General features: G+C 68.7%; 14 protein-coding genes. 7 read left to right on the forward strand and 7 right to left on the reverse strand.

Annotation, left to right across the window (positions count from 1 at the left end):
- Positions 1-20: 20 nt before the first annotated feature.
- Positions 21-2,162: a serine/threonine-protein kinase gene (locus AB0P21_RS14220; protein WP_363696686.1), complete on the reverse strand. Its 2,142-nt coding sequence runs from the start codon at positions 2,160-2,162 to the stop codon at positions 21-23.
- Positions 2,163-2,296: 134 nt separating this feature from the next.
- Between AB0P21_RS14220 and AB0P21_RS14225 the strand changes: the two genes are divergently transcribed.
- The gene (locus AB0P21_RS14225; protein ID WP_363696688.1) at positions 2,297-2,617 is read left to right on the forward strand and encodes a DUF1330 domain-containing protein; all 321 of its coding nucleotides are present in this window, start codon (positions 2,297-2,299) and stop codon (positions 2,615-2,617) included.
- On the opposite strand, the gene AB0P21_RS14230 is transcribed toward AB0P21_RS14225, so the two are convergent.
- A complete protein-coding gene (locus AB0P21_RS14230; RefSeq protein ID WP_363696690.1) occupies positions 2,610-3,413 on the reverse strand; it encodes an alpha/beta hydrolase in 804 nt (267 codons plus the stop codon). The genes AB0P21_RS14225 and AB0P21_RS14230 overlap by 8 nt on opposite strands.
- Positions 3,414-3,497: 84 nt before the next feature.
- Here AB0P21_RS14230 and AB0P21_RS14235 point away from each other — a divergent pair, with 84 nt between their 5' ends.
- Entirely contained in the window at positions 3,498-4,124 is a 627-nt protein-coding gene (locus tag AB0P21_RS14235) for a TetR/AcrR family transcriptional regulator (RefSeq protein ID WP_363696692.1), read from the forward strand.
- A 54-nt stretch (positions 4,125-4,178) separates the two neighbouring features.
- Here AB0P21_RS14235 and AB0P21_RS14240 read toward each other — a convergent pair whose 3' ends face one another.
- Both AB0P21_RS14240 and AB0P21_RS14245 read right to left on the reverse strand, forming a co-directional pair.
- Complete coding sequence (locus AB0P21_RS14240) at positions 4,179-6,260, reverse strand: sialate O-acetylesterase (RefSeq protein WP_363696694.1); 2,082 nt, start codon at positions 6,258-6,260, stop codon at positions 4,179-4,181.
- Positions 6,261-6,419: 159 nt separating this feature from the next.
- Complete coding sequence (locus tag AB0P21_RS14245) at positions 6,420-7,553, reverse strand: SAM-dependent methyltransferase (protein WP_363696696.1); 1,134 nt, start codon at positions 7,551-7,553, stop codon at positions 6,420-6,422.
- A gap of 85 nt (positions 7,554-7,638) precedes the next feature.
- Here AB0P21_RS14245 and AB0P21_RS14250 point away from each other — a divergent pair, with 85 nt between their 5' ends.
- The gene (locus tag AB0P21_RS14250; protein ID WP_363696698.1) at positions 7,639-8,196 is read left to right on the forward strand and encodes a DUF4232 domain-containing protein; all 558 of its coding nucleotides are present in this window, start codon (positions 7,639-7,641) and stop codon (positions 8,194-8,196) included.
- Here the strand turns inward: AB0P21_RS14250 and AB0P21_RS14255 are convergent.
- The gene (locus AB0P21_RS14255) at positions 8,186-8,887 is read right to left on the reverse strand and encodes an SDR family oxidoreductase (RefSeq protein WP_363696700.1); all 702 of its coding nucleotides are present in this window, start codon (positions 8,885-8,887) and stop codon (positions 8,186-8,188) included. The two genes, AB0P21_RS14250 and AB0P21_RS14255, sit on opposite strands and share 11 nt — an antisense overlap.
- Positions 8,888-8,980: 93 nt before the next feature.
- Here AB0P21_RS14255 and AB0P21_RS14260 point away from each other — a divergent pair, with 93 nt between their 5' ends.
- Positions 8,981-9,571: a TetR/AcrR family transcriptional regulator gene (locus tag AB0P21_RS14260; protein WP_363696702.1), complete on the forward strand. Its 591-nt coding sequence runs from the start codon at positions 8,981-8,983 to the stop codon at positions 9,569-9,571.
- Here AB0P21_RS14260 and AB0P21_RS14265 read toward each other — a convergent pair.
- Positions 9,551-10,672, reverse strand: a complete 1,122-nt coding sequence (locus AB0P21_RS14265) for a glycoside hydrolase family 88 protein (RefSeq protein ID WP_363696704.1) — start codon at positions 10,670-10,672, stop codon at positions 9,551-9,553. The genes AB0P21_RS14260 and AB0P21_RS14265 overlap by 21 nt on opposite strands.
- 180 nt (positions 10,673-10,852) lie before the next feature.
- On the opposite strand from AB0P21_RS14265, the gene AB0P21_RS14270 reads away from it, so the two are divergent.
- The gene (locus tag AB0P21_RS14270; RefSeq protein WP_363696705.1) at positions 10,853-12,064 is read left to right on the forward strand and encodes an alginate lyase family protein; all 1,212 of its coding nucleotides are present in this window, start codon (positions 10,853-10,855) and stop codon (positions 12,062-12,064) included.
- 3 nt (positions 12,065-12,067) lie between these two features.
- On the opposite strand, the gene AB0P21_RS14275 is transcribed toward AB0P21_RS14270, so the two are convergent.
- A complete protein-coding gene (locus tag AB0P21_RS14275; RefSeq protein ID WP_363696708.1) occupies positions 12,068-12,904 on the reverse strand; it encodes a siderophore-interacting protein in 837 nt (278 codons plus the stop codon).
- Between the two features lie 120 nt (positions 12,905-13,024).
- Between AB0P21_RS14275 and AB0P21_RS14280 the strand changes: the two genes are divergently transcribed.
- Together AB0P21_RS14280 and AB0P21_RS14285 are read left to right on the forward strand one after the other, a co-directional pair.
- Positions 13,025-14,107 (forward strand): iron chelate uptake ABC transporter family permease subunit, encoded by a 1,083-nt coding sequence (locus AB0P21_RS14280; RefSeq protein WP_363696710.1) that lies wholly within the window; start codon positions 13,025-13,027, stop codon positions 14,105-14,107.
- Positions 14,107-15,159, forward strand: a complete 1,053-nt coding sequence (locus AB0P21_RS14285) for an iron chelate uptake ABC transporter family permease subunit (RefSeq protein WP_363696712.1) — start codon at positions 14,107-14,109, stop codon at positions 15,157-15,159. Before AB0P21_RS14280 ends, AB0P21_RS14285 begins: the two co-directional genes overlap by 1 nt.

A 15,159-nucleotide genomic window follows, 5' to 3' on the forward strand; every position in this document is an offset into this window, starting at 1 on the left:
GGCCCGGTTCGGCAGCTGGGTCAGTTGCCGATCAGCGGCAGGTCGCTGATGATCGGCCAGTCCCGGATGTCGCTGAGACCCGGCCGCTGCGGTAGCTCCGGCTTGCTGATCGGCTCGCGGGCCCAGGCGGCGCCGTTCCCAGCGGCCGCGCTCTGGAAGGTGAGTGCTGCCACGCCGAGCAGTACGGCGGCGATCAGCACGCTCAGCCAGGCGGGCCGGAACGCCTGGCGCAGGGTGATCTTGGTGCCACGGCGCAGCGACGTACCGCCGGGGCCCCACCAGGCGGTGAACAGGCCGGCGATGCCGCCGATACCGAAGCCGACGGCGGACAGGGGAGTCCAGTCGAGGCCGTGGGTGTTGGCGGCGCCGGCGGTGACGCTGCCGCCGACGATGAACCCCACGATGACCGGGAGGATCAAGCAGAACAGCGTGATCAGGGTGGCGGCGATCAGGTGCACCGGGCTGGCAGCGGCGGCGACCAGGCCGTCGGACTTCCCGCGACCGCCGCGAACCTGCCGACGCCGCATGAGCGCCGTGCTGCCGCGGTCGACCGTGCGGGCGAGGATCATCAGCAGCGCGGCGACCAGGACGCCGAAGCCGGGGGTGTAGGCGATCAGGGCGCCGACAGCGAGCATGAGGGCGGCGACCAGCACTGACCGCGCTACCTGCTGGTCGGCCGACGGGGGAGCGTCGGCGCGAGCTACTGGCTCGTGACTCTGCCGCCTGGCGATCTCATTGCCGTGCTGGGGTTGTGGCTGCGGGTGGTGGTACTGCGGCTGTGGCTGAGGTTGGTACTGCGGTTGTGGCTGGTACTGCGGGGCAACCGGCTGCTGGTACTGCGGTTGGTAGGTCTGCTGCGGCTGATACGGCTGGTAGTTCACCGGCATGCCAGCTGGCGCTGCAGCCGTAGGCGTCGGGCTGTAGGTGGCCGGGTGGACGCCCGCCAGGCCGCTCGGCGCACCAGCGGCGAGGCCGCCACCGGCGTAGCCGGCTGCGCCACCCGCGCCCGCGCCACCCGCGCCTGCGGCGCCTGCCGCCGCGCCACCCGTGCCTGCGCCCACGGCGCCTGCTGCCGCGGCAGCGGCGGCCTTCTTAGCCTTCTGTTGAGCGGCGACGTCGCGGAGCTTGTCGCGCATCGGGCTGAACGCCGAGAGCGGTGGGATCACCGACGGGACAAGCTGCGCCACGTTGGCCGGATCGTGCGCGGTGTTCCCAGCGGCAGCGGCGGCGTCCTCGGGCATGACCCGGGTCATCACCGCGGTAGGCGGGTTGAGGAGGGCTGTCTCCGGGTGCTCGTCGGGGGAGCCGTACGGGTCCGGGATCAGCGCCTCGCGGCCTTCGGCGTACCGGTTGAGGCCGGCCATGATCTCGAGCTGGGTGGGGCGGTCGCCCTTCTTTGGAGAGAGCGCAGCGGCGAGCAGCGGCTTCAGGCGCGGGTCGAGGCCTTCCAGGTCGGCTTGGCCGCTGTGCACGCGGTGCAGGACGACCTCGAAGGGGCCCTTGCCGAACGGGCGGCGGCCGGTGGCAGCGAAGGCCACCGTGGCGGCCCAGCCCCACCAGTCGGCCGACTCGGAGACCATTTCGCCTTCGATCAGCTCCGGCGCGAGGTAGCCCGGCGTACCGATCACCAGGCCGGTCTGGGTCAGGCGAAGATCATCAGCCGCCTGGGCGATACCGAAGTCGATCATCACCGGCTTGCCGTTGAGCATCATCACGTTGCCGGGCTTCAGGTCGCGGTGCACGACCCCTGCTCGGTGGATCGCCTGCAGTGACTCCGCGAGACAGCCGGCCAGCGGCAGCCAGCGTTGCGGCGTCAATGGCCCGCGATCGTCCACCTGCTCGTCGAGTGGTCGGCCTGGTACGAACCGGGTAACCAGATACGGCCGGTCGCTGTGCAGGTCGTGGTCGAGGATCCCCGCCACACCAGGGTGGTTCACCATCTGCAACGTGGTCGCTTCGCGCTGCAACCGGGCTCGCGCGGTCGGATCATGGGCGACGTGCGACCGCAGGACCTTGAGTGCTACCTCTTTGTGTTCGGGCCCCTCCGCCAAGTACACGACACCCATGCCGCCCTGGCCGAGCCGCCGGATCAACCGGTACGGCCCGACGCGTTCCTCCAACACCTCGGTCGGTGTCGTCGGGCGTTCCCCCGTTGCTGACATGGCATCCACCGTACGTCGGGATCAGCCCATCCGCTGGGCCTGGCCGGAGAGCTTTCTCCATGACCTCTGACGTAATCGTCCTTTCGCGCGTTCCGTTCCACGCTCGTCTCCTACCAACGAACGAGGAGCCGAGCATGACGCACTACGCGATCGCCAACCTGCGCAACGTCCAGCTGAACGACGCAATCGTCGAGTACCTGCGGCGCATCGACGCCACCCTGGCCCCCTTCGACGGCCACTTCATCGTGCACGGCGGGGAACCCGAGCTGATCGAGGGGCGCTGGGACGGCACCTTGATCGTGATCGAGTTCCCCGGCTACGAGCAGGCCCGCGGCTGGTACGACTCCGCGGCGTACCGCGAGATCCTGCCGCTGCGGACCGGCAACTCCGACGGGGTCGCGATGTTGCTGGCAGGCGTCGACCGGGACCACCTGGCCACCGACGTCCTCAACTGAGGTAGCGCAGCAGCACCGGTGCGAGCGCCTCGGCGGCGACGTCGTGGGTCTGACCGGGCAGTACTTCGAGAGTCGCGTTGGGCAGCACCTTCGCGATCGCCTGGTCGCCGTCGATGATGGAGGCGTCGGTCTGGTCGCCGTAGATCACCAGGGTCTCGGTGGCGACCTCGGCGAACCGGTCCAGCGCGGTGACGTCGCCCGACATCGTCCGGCCCATCACGGCGCCGTCGCTGGCGATGGTGTGCGCGACGTCGAGCATCGTCGGCCAGAACGGGCTCTGCTCCATCCCTCCCAGGTACTCCTCGGGCAGGCCGACCGCCTTGGTCATGAAGATCTTCACCGCGTCGCCGCGACGGTCCTCGGCGACCGCGGTCTCCAACTGCTCGACGTAGTCGTCCGGCAGCGGCGGCCGATCGCCGTTGACGATGAACGGCGGCTCGTAGAGGGCGAGCTTTGTGACCGGCAGACCGGCCCGGGCGCCTTCCAGCGCGAGGACGCTGCCGGAGGAGAAGCCGCACAGCGCGGCCGAGCCGCCGGCCACCTCGATCATCGCGCCGAGGTCGGCGAGCTCGTCGTCGAACCGGCTGGTCGAGGCGTCGTTCCAGCCGCTCTCGCCGCGCCCCCGGCGGTCGTAGGTGTAGACGGTGAACGAGCCGGCCAGCAGACCGGCGAGCTGGCTGCCGGTCTGGTTGAAGGCGCGGAAGCCGGTGGCGCCGTCGACCAGGATCACGGCCGGGCCGGAGCCGACCTTGCTGTAGCCGATCTCGGTGCCGTCGGACGAACGGGTGCTGGTCATCTCAGATCTCCTCACGAATGGGTACTGAACGGTACCGTACTCAAAACAGTACGGTACTGTCTAGTACTGCGAAGGGAGAATTCCATGCCAGAACTCACCGCCCGGGCGGCCCTCAAGCGCGAACAGATCCTGGACGCCGCGCTGCAGGCGTTCCTGGACAACGGCTACGTCGGCGCGAACATGGACCAGGTCGCGGCCGGCGCCTCGGTCTCGAAGCAGACTGTCTACAAACAGTTCGCGGACAAGGAACACCTGTTCCGGGCGTTGATCGTGGCGATCAGCGACCGGGTCGAGGACCCGTTCGCGGAGATCGGCCGCGAGGTGGCCGAGGCCGACGACGTCGACACGGCCGTCCGCCGGCTCGCGGACGCCTTCGTCGGCGGGATCATGACGCCTTCGGTGCAGCAGATGCGCCGGCTCGTGATCGCCGAGGCGGCCCGGTTCCCCGACCTGGGCGAGGACTACTGGAACCGCGGCTTCGGCCGGGTGCTGCCGACGCTGGCCGACTGTCTGAGCCGGCTGGCCGAGCGTGGGTTGCTCGCCATCAAGGATCCGGAGATCGCGGCCAACCATCTGGCCGGTCTGCTGCTGTGGATCCCGAGCAACCGGGTGATGTTCTTCGGCCGGATGGACGCGGTCTCGGCCGAGGAGCTGGAGCGGTTCACGGCAGCGGGCGTCGAAGCGTTCCTGGCTGCCTACAAAGCTCGCTGAGTCTCGGGGCGCGGCCGATGCCTCGGGGCGGTGGGCACCGGCCGCGCCTGGGTGCTAGCTGATCGGGAGGGTGAAGGCGAGCAGCCCGGTGCCGGTGGCGTTGGTGATCCACGGGCCGGCGCCGTTGTGGCCTTGGTAGGTCAGGGAAGACCCGCTGGTTGCGGGCCCGGACAGGGTGACCACGAGCTTGCCGCCCGCCTGGTAGGCCACCGACGAGACGCTGACGATGGAGCCATCGACCCGGAAGGCGGCGGCTACTCCAGCGTCGACAGTCAGCGCATCAGTCGATCGAAGCTGTACTACGAGCTGCGACCCATTAGCGGTGACAGTGGATGGGTTAGGCGGAGCCACCCCGACCTTGGTGCCGCCGTACAGATCCCGAGCCAGTACTGCGAACGTGTGGTCGCCCAGATCGCGATAGCCACCCAGATACGAGTAGTGGCAGCCGTCATGCCCCGATACGCCGTTGGTCGACAGCACCGTCACGCCTGCTGTGTCGCCGAGATCCCGTTGGGCCTCGCGCAGGTTCATGGCAGTCGTGTTGCCGCAGGGCGACGTGCGGACCTGGTAGACGTAGTACCGGCTGCCGCCGGGGATGGCGGTGCCGAAGTCGGCTCGCCAGTCCTGCAGCAGCGAGGTGAAGCCGCTGATGTGCACCGACGCGTTGTCGTTGTCGGACTCGCCCTGGTACCAGAGCACGCCCCGCACCTGGCCGATCACGCCGGCGCCGGTCAGGCGCTGCCGAAGCCTGCCGTAGTTGGTGTTGAGGTCGTTGGGGTTCGCGTCGTTGCGCTGGAAGAAGTTGATCGGCTGACCGCCGTGTGCACCGTTGATGAGCGCCACCGGCACCTTGTAGGTGTCGACGATCCGCCGGCCCATCCGGACGGCCCACTGGCCGATCGAGCCGGACTGGTTGGTCACGTCGCCGGTCGCGTAGTGCCAGACCCGGTCGGCGCCGGAGATGTTCGGGTCCGCGGTCGGGGAGCCGTAGCTGCGCAGGTACGGCGACTCTTCCCCGTTGGCAGCGCCGTTGTACTTCGCTGCCTCCGAGTTCGACTGCCCCTGTACTACGTAGACGTCACCTGACACCACGCCCTCGCGGCGAGCCACCACCCGGTCGAACCCGGGACCAGTGGCGCGCAGCTCGAAGGTGTATACCTGCAGCCCTGCCTTGATCCGCGGGGAGAACCGGAAGGTGCTGCCGACGGAGCTGTAGCTCTCCGTACGGCCGTTGCTGCTCACCCGCAGCTGCACCCGGCGTACTCGGGGGTCGGTGACCCGCCCGGCCACCGGCACGATCGAGCCGCCCTTGGCGTCCCGGGGGATCAACTGCCGGTCCTGGGGAGACTCGGTCAGCGCGACGACCGCAGTACGGACGTAGGCGGTGAAGCGGCGCTGGGAGTAGCGGTTCGCGTTGTTGGCGAAGGTCCAGTCGGGCTGGCCGCTGAGGTTGGTGCCGATGCCCAACGAGAGCAGGCCGGTGTCCGACTCGGTGAAGGTGTTGATCGCGAAGACCTGCTTGGCCGCCAGGCTCGACGGCCGGGTCGGGCCGATCTGGGCGACCTGGAAGGAGCCGTAGCCGAGCGGGGAGGTCGGGTTGTCGTCGGCGTCGAAGGTGATCGGCGACGCGTTCGAGACCTGGCTGCTGGCGCTCTCCTGGTACTGGTTCGGCCACATCTCCAGGTAGCCGGTCTGGCCGGTTCCACTGGTCACGCTGGCCACGTTCGACTTGACGTCAAGGTCGCCGACCCGCTGCCGGACGAGTTCACCAGGCCTCGTCGGCAGGCCGATTCGCCTTGCGTCGTTGGAGAACGGCTCCATCGCGGTCCAGACCCACTGTGGTCCGTCCGGTCCGTTGAGCTCCACGCAGTAGCCGACCCGGTCGAAGTTCGCGCCGATCTCGGCGGTCCGGTCCAGGCTGTACGGCGGGGTCTGGTTCAGGTAGCCGGCCCGCTCCGGGAGGTCCAGCTGCAGGACCGGGGTGAAGCCGGCGGCGGCACTGTCGCAACTGGTCGCGGCCGCCTGACCCGAAGAGGTCGCGGCGGCGGGCGTCACCACTGCCTGCACGGTGGCGGTGGTGGCGATCAGGGTGGTGGCGATGGTGACGATCGAGCCGGCGTTGATGCGTCGAGGCATGGGCGGACCTCCATGGGCGGGATGTCTCCACCATGGGTAGCGGGTCGCTTACCTATCGTGCGAGCGTTCTGCGCCCAGCGGTCCGATCCCTGCGCCCAGTGGTAGCGACTTTCACTTTTGTGCATCGCCGTGCGGGTTTGGGGACTGAACCGCGGTGGATCACCGTCGGCGGAGCAGGATTCCGCGGCTGCCGCGTTTGCGGAGGTAGGCGCGGCCGCCGGCGACCGGCTCGATCCGCGGCAGGACCAGGTCGAGCTCCTCCTCGATCGACCAGGAGGAGGACCAGTTCTGGCGGGCCAGCTTCTCCGGTTCCATCGACACGAAGACCCGGTCGGTCGGGAAGCGGTCGAGCAGGGTCAGGTTCTGGCCGTAGTACAGCATCTCGATCAGCAGGTACGCCGAACCCGTCAGCCGCCGCGTCGTGGTGAGCTCCTCGAAGCTGTGCCGGTGGATCCGGACGTCACCGTCGACGCCGGCCCGCAGTCTGGCCAGGAAGGTCTGGTTCGGCTCGGTCGCATCCACCGAGTAGCCGTCGCGCAGCAGCCGCCGGGTCAGCGCGCCCTCGCAGGCGCCGAGCTCGATCACCCGGCCGGCGACCGGATCGAGATGCCCACGCACCCAATCCGCGGTCGCGTCCAGCCGCTCGATCTCGTACTGCGAGGTCGCGAACTCCCAAGGATCCTCGACGATCGCGGCGTTCGAGCTCAGGCTGCTCATCAACGCGAACAGCCGGGCCCGCTCGTCCGGATCGGAGTCGAAGAACCGCTCGACCGACTGGATCCGCCGGGTCGGCAGCGCGTCGTCGTCGTCCTCACCGAGCTGCAGTAAGTCGGCGCAATGGGTGTTGACGAAGTCGAGCTTCGCGTCGATCAGCGGCTGGTCGAGCTGGACGTCCAGCTCGGTTCGCCACTGGAACAAGAGTGCGTCCCCGACCGCGTGCCGGACCGGCGCACGCCGTACTGCGGCGGCGAGGTCGAGACCCCACTGACCGCGACGCTCGCGGGCGTCGGCAGGTGAGTGGGTCCAGACGGTCGCCGCCACATCGCCGGTCTCGAGCGCGATCGCATCCGCCGCGCTCTCCGGCGAGAACGGTTTGGCGCCCTCGCCGGAGGTCTGCAGCAGCTCGGCCAAGGGCGCCAGCCGGCCGGCGAGCGGGACTCCCGCCGGCAGCCGCAGATAGGCGCCCCGGTCAGCGATGACCAGGTGTGTTTCGCGGCCGGAGCCTGGATCTAGGACGGAGAGGAAGTCGATCACGACGTCCTCGGGACGCAGCACAGCAACGACGTCAATCATCGAAACCGATTTTACGCAAGAACGCTACGAAAAGACGTCCGTCGCGTGTCGCCTGGTGGACTGCTGCTCGGCGTAGGTTCGGCGGATGGAGCTGAGGCGGTGGCTGGGAATGACCGCGCTGCTGTTGATGCTGAGCGGCTGCGTCGAGGACGACGGGTACAACGCCGCCCCGAACGTGCCGCCCCGGCCGCCGACCATCAATCCGCGCCCTGCTGATTGCCCGGCCGTCGGGCCGAAGATCACCACCGGGATCGTCGAAGCCACGATGGGGTACCGGGCGGTGGTGGTGACGCTGGCCAACTGCTCGGCGCAGCCGCTGATCATCAACGGCTATCCGGTAGTCGCCATCCTGGATGCCGACCGCAACACAATGCCCGTGCCGGTGACGCCGGGCGTCGTCAAGGTGGCGACCGACCGGGGCCCGGCCAGGATCCGGCTCGCCCAGGGCGGGACGGTCCAGGCCGCGGTCACCTGGTTCAACAGCGACGACATGATCTCCGGCAGGAAGGTGGCCGGCGACTTCCTGTCGTTGGCCCCCGGTCAGGGCGATCCGGTCGTCGTCCTGCCGATCGCCACTGACATCAACCTCAGGACGAAGGTCTCGGTGACCGCCTGGTCGCTGAGGTCGCCGCTCAGTTCTTGAGTTCGGCGTACACGTCGGCGAGGTCGCCGGCGGTGGAGGCCTTGGCCCAGCGGGCGGTGTCGTCGGCCAGTACTTCGTGCTGGCCGGTCTCGATGCCGTCGAGGGCGGCCTTGGCGATGTCGGCCGGGCTCTCCTTGGGGTCGGTGACGTCGCTGGTCATGTCGGTGTCGACGTAGCCCATGTGCAGGCCGGTGACGCCGATGTTGCGGTCGAGCAGCTCCAGCCGCAGGGCGTTGGTCTGGGACCAGAGGGCGGCCTTCGTGGCGGAGTACGCGCCGTGCCGGGCGACCCAGGTCAGGGCGGAGTGCGCGTTCAGGATGTGGCCGCCGCCGTTGCGCTCGATCACCGGGACGAACGCGCGGGTCAGGTTCAGCGGGCCGAAGAAGTTGGTCTCGAACACCTCGCGGATCGCCGCCAGCGGCACGTCCAGGTAGGTGTCCGGCGAGCTGCCGCCGGCGTTGTTGATCAGCACGGTGACGTCGGGCGCCGCGGCGACCAGGGCGTCGATCGAGGCCTGGTCGGTGACCTCGAGCGGGAGCGTCACGACCCGGGGGTCGGTGCTCGGCTGCGGGGCGCGGGCGGTGGCGTAGATCTTCGTGACGCCGCGGGTGAGCAGGTCGGCGACGAGCGCCTTGCCGATACCGCGGGTGCCGCCGGTGACGAGGACTACGGCGCCTTCGAGGGTGGTCATGTCTGCTCCTGGGAGAGTGGTTGGAAACCGTTCTGTTTCCACACTCTAAACCGATCGGTTTCCAAACACAAACCGAGCCGGTACGCTCGAAACATGAACTCCCAGGCGACACCCCGCGAGCGGCTTCTGGACGCGGCGGGCGAACTCTTCTACCGAGACGGCGTGAACATCGGCGTGGACGCGCTCTGCAAGGCGGCCGGCGTCTCGAAGAAGTCGATGTACCAGTTGTTCCGCTCCAAGGACGAGCTGATCGCCGAGAGCCTGGCCAGCGTCGGGCCGTCGTACCAGCAGGCGTTGGAGCCGGGGGTCGAGGACGGCGCGACGCCGCGGGAGCGGATCCTGGCGGTGTTCGAGAAGCAGGACCTGCTTGCCGCGGGCAACGAGTTCTTCGGGTGCCCGTTCGTCAGCACCGCGGTCGAGTTGAAGAACCCGGAGCACCCGGGCAGTGTCGTCGCGCGGCACTTCAAGCAGCGGCTGACCGACTTCTTCCGCAGCGAACTGGTGGCCGCCGGGGTCGACGATCCCGACGCGATGGCGATCCAGCTGACGATGGCGTTCGACGGCGCGAGCGCCCGGGCCGTCGTACGGGCCCAGGCGCTCAACGGGGTCGGCGTCCGGATGGCCGCGGCGATGCTCGACGCGGCCGGAGTACGTGCTGCGGAGTTAGCCGGCCAGGCTCGCTAATTCGGCGCCGGCCAGCAGGAAGGCGCCGACGCCGAAGTCGGCAGTGGATTCGTAGTTGACCGGTTGGCTCGACTCCGGCCGGTCGCCGACCTTCTGGACATAGCCGAGGAATCCGTCCGGGTGGACGGCCGTCTGGACCATTCCGTTCCAGGCCCGGGCCGCGACCGGGAGATGGTTGAGCGACGGCACCAGGCCGGTCTTGACGGCGTACGCCGTGGCATAGGCGAAGAACGCCGTCCCGCTGGTCTCCGGGCCTGGCAGGTGTTGCGGGTCGCCGAGGTTGACGTTCCAGAAGCCGTCGGAGCGCTGGATCGGCCGTAACGCACTCACCAGCTGCGCCAGCGTACTGCGGTACTCGACGACATTCTGCTGGTTCGCGGGCAATGCCTTGAGGGTCTTCACATGCGCGGCCGCGACCCAGCCGTTGCCGCGCGACCAGAGCACCGGCTTGCCGTTCGGCGAGACGATCTTGCCGGGCAGGAAGCGATCGTCGCGGTACCAGAGCCCGCTCGACGCGACGTACAGGCCGCGTCTGATCTTGGTGTCGCGGTACAGCTGGTGCAGCTTGGCCCAGTACGCCGGATCGTTGCGCAGCCGGCCGAGCCGGCCGAGTCGGGCGAACGGCGGCATCGCCATGTGCAGCGCGTCGTCCCACCACCAGTCGTCGACCTTGCTGCCGGCCACCATCCTGCCGATCGTTTCCGTTGCCGCGGTCAACTTGTTGGCGGACGGCTCGAGCTCGTTGAGGTCCAGGTAGACCTGGATGGCGTTGTGGTTGTCGGCGTGCCGGGTGGCGACGCCTTCGCGGATGCCGTAGCTGTGCCGCTCGGCCCAGCTGCGGGTGTAGTCGAGGTAGCGGCGGTCGTTGGTCAGCCGGTAGGCGGCCATCAGGCCGCTGAAGAAGGTGGCCCGGGCCCAGCCGTTGTCGCCGGACTGCGGATGGGTGGCGATCCACTGGTCGGCGACCCGGCGGATCTGGGTGACGATCTGTGCGCGGCCGGGGAGCAGCTCGGACGGCGGCGCTGCGTAGGCGGTGACGGAGGGTAGTGCCGGGGCGGCCAGAACGGCGGTTCCAAGGCTCAGGAAGTGACGTCGTTTCATGGGACAAGACCTCGCTTTGTTCCATTGGGGATGGGACAAATCAGATTTCTGTTCCAGGTGAAGTTATTGCTGGCTTGGATATTGACGCCTTCACCCTCTGTCGTCAAACTTCCGAAAAGACTCTGCGGTAGTGGGGGGAATCGCAGCGTCACACCGCCCCCGTATGCAAGGACTCCGCCCATGCACAAGAAAGTCTTCTTCCCGGTAGTTGCCGCTGCTTGTGCGGCTCTGGTGGTCGGCACGCTGACCAGCCCGGCCGCGGCATCTCCCAAAACAGAGGCCGCAGTACAGGCTCCGCTGGCGCCCGGCACCTTCACGCACCCCGGCGTCGGGGTCAGCCGCGCACAGCTGGACTTCGTCCGCGCCAAGGTGAACGCCGGCGCCCAGCCGTGGACCAACGCGTTCAACCAGGCCAAGAACAGTGCCTACGGCTCACTCAGCCGTACGCCGAAACCGCGCGCCGTGGTCGAGTGCGGCCCGTACTCCAACCCCGATCTCGGCTGCCGGGACGAGCGCGGCGACGCGATCGCGGCGTACACGGACGCGTTGATCTGGTACGTCACTCGCGACGATCGCTATGCCCAGAAGTCGATCCAGCTGATGGACGCCTGGTCGAACACGATCCGCGACCACACCAACAGCAACGCGCCGCTGCAGACCGCCTGGTCGGCCTCGTCGTGGCCGAAGGCCGCCGAGATCATCAAGCACGTCTACGGCAACTGGCCGAACTCCGGCCGGTTCGGCACCATGCTGCGCAACGTCTACCTGCCCGAGATCATCAACGGCTCGAACTCCAACGGCAACTGGGAGTTGAGCATGACCGAGGCCATCCAGGGCATCGGCGTGTTCCTCGAGGACGCGGCGGTCTACGACAAGGCGATCTCGCTGTTCCGGGTCCGGACGCCTGCCTTCGTCTACCTGGAGTCCGACGGCGCGCTGCCGAAGACCAAGCCGAGCCAGAACCTCAACACCCGCGACAAGATCGTCGCGTACTGGCAAGGTCAGGGCACCTTCGTGAACGGCCTGACCCAGGAGACCTGCCGCGACTTCGTGCACACCGGGTACGGCATCTCGGCGATCTCGCACGTGTTGGAGACCTCGCGGATCCAGGGCATCGACCTGTACCCCGAGTTCGGGCCGCGGCTGCAGCAGGCACTGGGCTTCCAGTCCCGCTACGAGCGCAACCTCGAGGCCGTTCCGTCCTGGCTCTGCAAGGGCACGCTGAAGCGTGGTCTCGGCCCGATCACCGAGGTCGGCTACAACGCGCTGCACACCCGGCTGGGGATCGCGATGGCCAACACCCAGGCACTGACCGAGTCCCGCCGCCCCGCCGGTACGAACGATCTCTTCGTGGCGTGGGAAACCCTCACCCACGCAGAGAACCCGAGCTGACCTTCACTCCATTGCTTCGCCGCGCTTCCAGTACCCCTGGAAGGAGATGGCGGACTTGGGAAGGCCTGCAACGTTGACCAGGTGCCGGCGGATCTGCTTGATCATGGTGGATTCGCCGGCCACCCAGGCGAAGTCGACGTCAGTAGGCAACTTGGCCGCGTCGAGGGCCTCAGGCAACGATGTGGGTGTGCCTTCGGGTGCTCCGGCGTGCGGGAGCCAGGTGATGTCGACCTCGCCGGGGCTCGGCAGCGGACGGATGTCACGGATGTCCGGGACCTCCGCGAAGACGGTCGCCCGTACTCCGGCCGGCAGCTGCTCCAGGATGCCTGCGAGTGCGGGCAGCGCGGTCTCGTCGGCGACCAGCACCCGGCTCAGACTCGTTGCCGGAGGCACATAATCGACGCCGGACATCAGCAGGCCCTTGACGCTGGTGGTGTCGACCGAGAACGGCAGGATCAAGCCGATCGTCTGGCCGACCGTGACCTCGCCGGCCCACGCCGAGGCGGGCCCGTTCACGCCGTGCAGGACGAACTCGATGTCGAGCTCTGCCAGCTCGGGCCGGAGCGCGCGCACTGTGTAGGTGCGCATGATGGAGCGCTCCTCGGCGGGCTGCGCGCACCAGGCGGCGTACCACTCCTCGCCTTCGGGCAGCTTCAGTTCGCTGCCGTTGGGTGGCGGGAGCAGGATCTTGATCCGCTGGTCCGGGCCCGCGGTGACCGCGGCGCCGATTCGTTCGCCGGTGAAGGTGACCCGGCGCAGATGCGGGCTGAGGTCATCGATCGCCGAGACGGTGGCAAAGACCGAGTCGAAGGCGATCGGGCGTTCGAGCGTGGACGTCATGGCGGCGTCTCCGTCGGGTTCGGATGGCGGAAAGGCAGGGTTCAGGTGCGGGGCGACAGGCCTGCGGGTTATGGTGAAGCACCTAGAGGTTAGCCTTACCTAAGAGGATCCCAAAAGTCCATGCCCCCGTCTTCCGCTGCCGACACGGTCTCCGCCGGCCGTCCGGAATCTGTTCCTGCCGGCGGAAAGCGGCCGCAGCGCGCCCGGCGGACGACGCTGATTCTCGGGCTGGTGAGCTGTGTCGCGCTGTTGCTGCTGATCGCGTTGCTCAGCATCGCGGTCGGCTCGAAGCAGATCCCGCTGGGGACCGTGCTCGATGCCCTGCGTCACTACGACGAGACGAACACCGATCACGTGATCGTCCGGTCGCTGCGGGTGCCGAGGACGGAGATCGGCCTGCTGGTCGGCGCCGCGCTCGGCCTGTCCGGCGGGTTGATGCAGGGCGTCACCCGCAACCCGCTGGCCGACCCGGGCATCCTCGGCGTCAACGGCGGAGCGGCGCTGTTTGTTGTCGCGGGCATCTACTGGTTCGGCCTCAGCAGCCTGACGGCGTACGTGTGGCTGGCCTTCGCCGGCGCCGCCGCGGCCTCGGTGGCGGTCTACCTCCTCGGCTCACTTGGTCGTGAGGGTGCGACCCCGGTCAAGCTCGCGCTGGCCGGAGCAGCACTGACCGCGATGCTCGGCTCGCTGACCACCGCGCTGCTGATCGGTGACGTCGACACCTTCGACCAGTTCCGGTTCTGGGCGGTCGGCTCGCTGGCCGGCCGTGGCTCGGACATCGCCGGCCAGGTCGCGCCGTTCATCATCATCGGCATCGTGCTCGCGCTGGTCTCCGGCCGGATCCTGAACGCCCTGTCGCTCGGTGACGACGTGGCCCGCTCGCTCGGTCAGCGGGTCGGCATGGCCCGGCTCTTCACCGCAGTGACCGTCGTACTGCTCTGTGGCGCGGCCACCGCTGCCGCCGGACCGATCGGTTTCGTCGGGCTCACCATCCCGCACGTCGCGCGGCTGGTGACCGGCCCGGACTACCGCTGGATCCTGCCGTACTCGATGCTGCTCTCCCCGATTCTGCTGCTCGGCTCGGACGTGATCGGCCGGGTCGTGGCCCAGCCCGGTGAGCTCCAGGTCGGCATCGTCACCGCCGTCATCGGCGCCCCGTTCTTCATCGCCCTGGTACGCCGCCGGAAGCTGGCGGACCTCTGATGGCCGACGTGATCGTGGAGCAGTCGCCCGCCCAGGTGATCTCGCACGCCCGCGCCGTCCGGCATGCCCGGAACGCGGCCGTGGTGCTCGTCCTGGCCGTCATCGTCTTCGTCGTGTTCTGTGTCTCGCTGTCGCTCGGCGACTTCAAGATCCCGGTCCTCGACGTGGTCAAGACCCTGTTCGGCGGTGGCGACAAAGCCACCGAGTTCATCGTCAACCGGCTCCGGCTGCCGCGCGCGCTGACCGCGATCCTGGTCGGCGCCGCGCTCGGACTGTCCGGCGCGATCTTCCAGAGCATCGCCCGCAACCCGCTCGCCAGCCCGGACATCATCGGGGTCACGTACGGCGCCAGCGCGTTCGCCGTCTTCGGGATCATCACCCTCGGCCTGACCGGCGCCGCTGTCTCGGGGCTGGCCATCCTGGGCGCGCTGCTGACCGCGATCATCATGTACCTGCTGGCCTGGCGGCGCGGGGTCTCGAGCTACCGGCTGATCCTGGTCGGGATCGGGATCGGCGCGATCGCCACCAGCCTCACGTCGTACCTGCTGACCAAGGCCCGGGTCGAGATCGCCCAGCAGGCGCTGATCTGGCTGACCGGCAGCCTGAACGGGCGGGACTGGTCACATGTCCGGTCGATGGTGATCACGCTGGTGGTGCTGACGCCGGTGATGGCGCTGCTGGTGCACCGGTTGCGGATCCTGCAGCTCGGCGACGAAACGGCGTACGGGCTGGGGTTGCGGGTCGAGGGGTCGCGGCTGGCGCTGATCGTGGTCGCCGTACTGCTCGCCGCCGTCGCGACCGCGGCGGCCGGACCGATCGGCTTCGTGGCGTTCGTGGCGCCGCCGATCGCCCGCTGGCTGACTCGCTCGCCCGGGCCGTCGATGGTCGCGTCGGCGCTGATCGGCGCGCTGGTGGTCGGGGTGTCCGACCTGATCGCGCAGCACGCGCTCGGCAACACCCAGCTGCCGGTCGGTGTCGTCACCGGCGTGGTCGGAGCGCCGTACCTGATGTTCCTCTTGGCCCGGACGAACCGGATCGGAAGTGGTGGCTGA

The organism is Kribbella sp. NPDC056861 (genome assembly GCF_040687575.1).
Lineage (GTDB): Bacteria > Actinomycetota > Actinomycetes > Propionibacteriales > Kribbellaceae > Kribbella.

What these genes read in the sequence shown, in the direction of transcription:
- AB0P21_RS14235 (WP_363696692.1), top strand. Translation starts at nt 3,498, where the DNA reads ATGCCAGAACTCACCGCCCGGGCGGCCCTCAAGCGCGAACAGATCCTG.
- AB0P21_RS14275 (WP_363696708.1), bottom strand. Translation starts at nt 12,904, where the DNA reads ATGACGTCCACGCTCGAACGCCCGATCGCCTTCGACTCGGTCTTTGCC.
- AB0P21_RS14240 (WP_363696694.1), bottom strand. Translation starts at nt 6,260, where the DNA reads ATGCCTCGACGCATCAACGCCGGCTCGATCGTCACCATCGCCACCACC.
- AB0P21_RS14285 (WP_363696712.1), top strand. Translation starts at nt 14,107, where the DNA reads ATGGCCGACGTGATCGTGGAGCAGTCGCCCGCCCAGGTGATCTCGCAC.
- AB0P21_RS14245 (WP_363696696.1), bottom strand. Translation starts at nt 7,553, where the DNA reads ATGATTGACGTCGTTGCTGTGCTGCGTCCCGAGGACGTCGTGATCGAC.
- AB0P21_RS14270 (WP_363696705.1), top strand. Translation starts at nt 10,853, where the DNA reads ATGCACAAGAAAGTCTTCTTCCCGGTAGTTGCCGCTGCTTGTGCGGCT.
- AB0P21_RS14225 (WP_363696688.1), top strand. Translation starts at nt 2,297, where the DNA reads ATGACGCACTACGCGATCGCCAACCTGCGCAACGTCCAGCTGAACGAC.
- AB0P21_RS14250 (WP_363696698.1), top strand. Translation starts at nt 7,639, where the DNA reads ATGGAGCTGAGGCGGTGGCTGGGAATGACCGCGCTGCTGTTGATGCTG.
- AB0P21_RS14265 (WP_363696704.1), bottom strand. Translation starts at nt 10,672, where the DNA reads ATGAAACGACGTCACTTCCTGAGCCTTGGAACCGCCGTTCTGGCCGCC.
- AB0P21_RS14260 (WP_363696702.1), top strand. Translation starts at nt 8,981, where the DNA reads ATGAACTCCCAGGCGACACCCCGCGAGCGGCTTCTGGACGCGGCGGGC.
- AB0P21_RS14280 (WP_363696710.1), top strand. Translation starts at nt 13,025, where the DNA reads ATGCCCCCGTCTTCCGCTGCCGACACGGTCTCCGCCGGCCGTCCGGAA.
- AB0P21_RS14220 (WP_363696686.1), bottom strand. Translation starts at nt 2,162, where the DNA reads ATGTCAGCAACGGGGGAACGCCCGACGACACCGACCGAGGTGTTGGAG.
- AB0P21_RS14255 (WP_363696700.1), bottom strand. Translation starts at nt 8,887, where the DNA reads ATGACCACCCTCGAAGGCGCCGTAGTCCTCGTCACCGGCGGCACCCGC.
- AB0P21_RS14230 (WP_363696690.1), bottom strand. Translation starts at nt 3,413, where the DNA reads ATGACCAGCACCCGTTCGTCCGACGGCACCGAGATCGGCTACAGCAAG.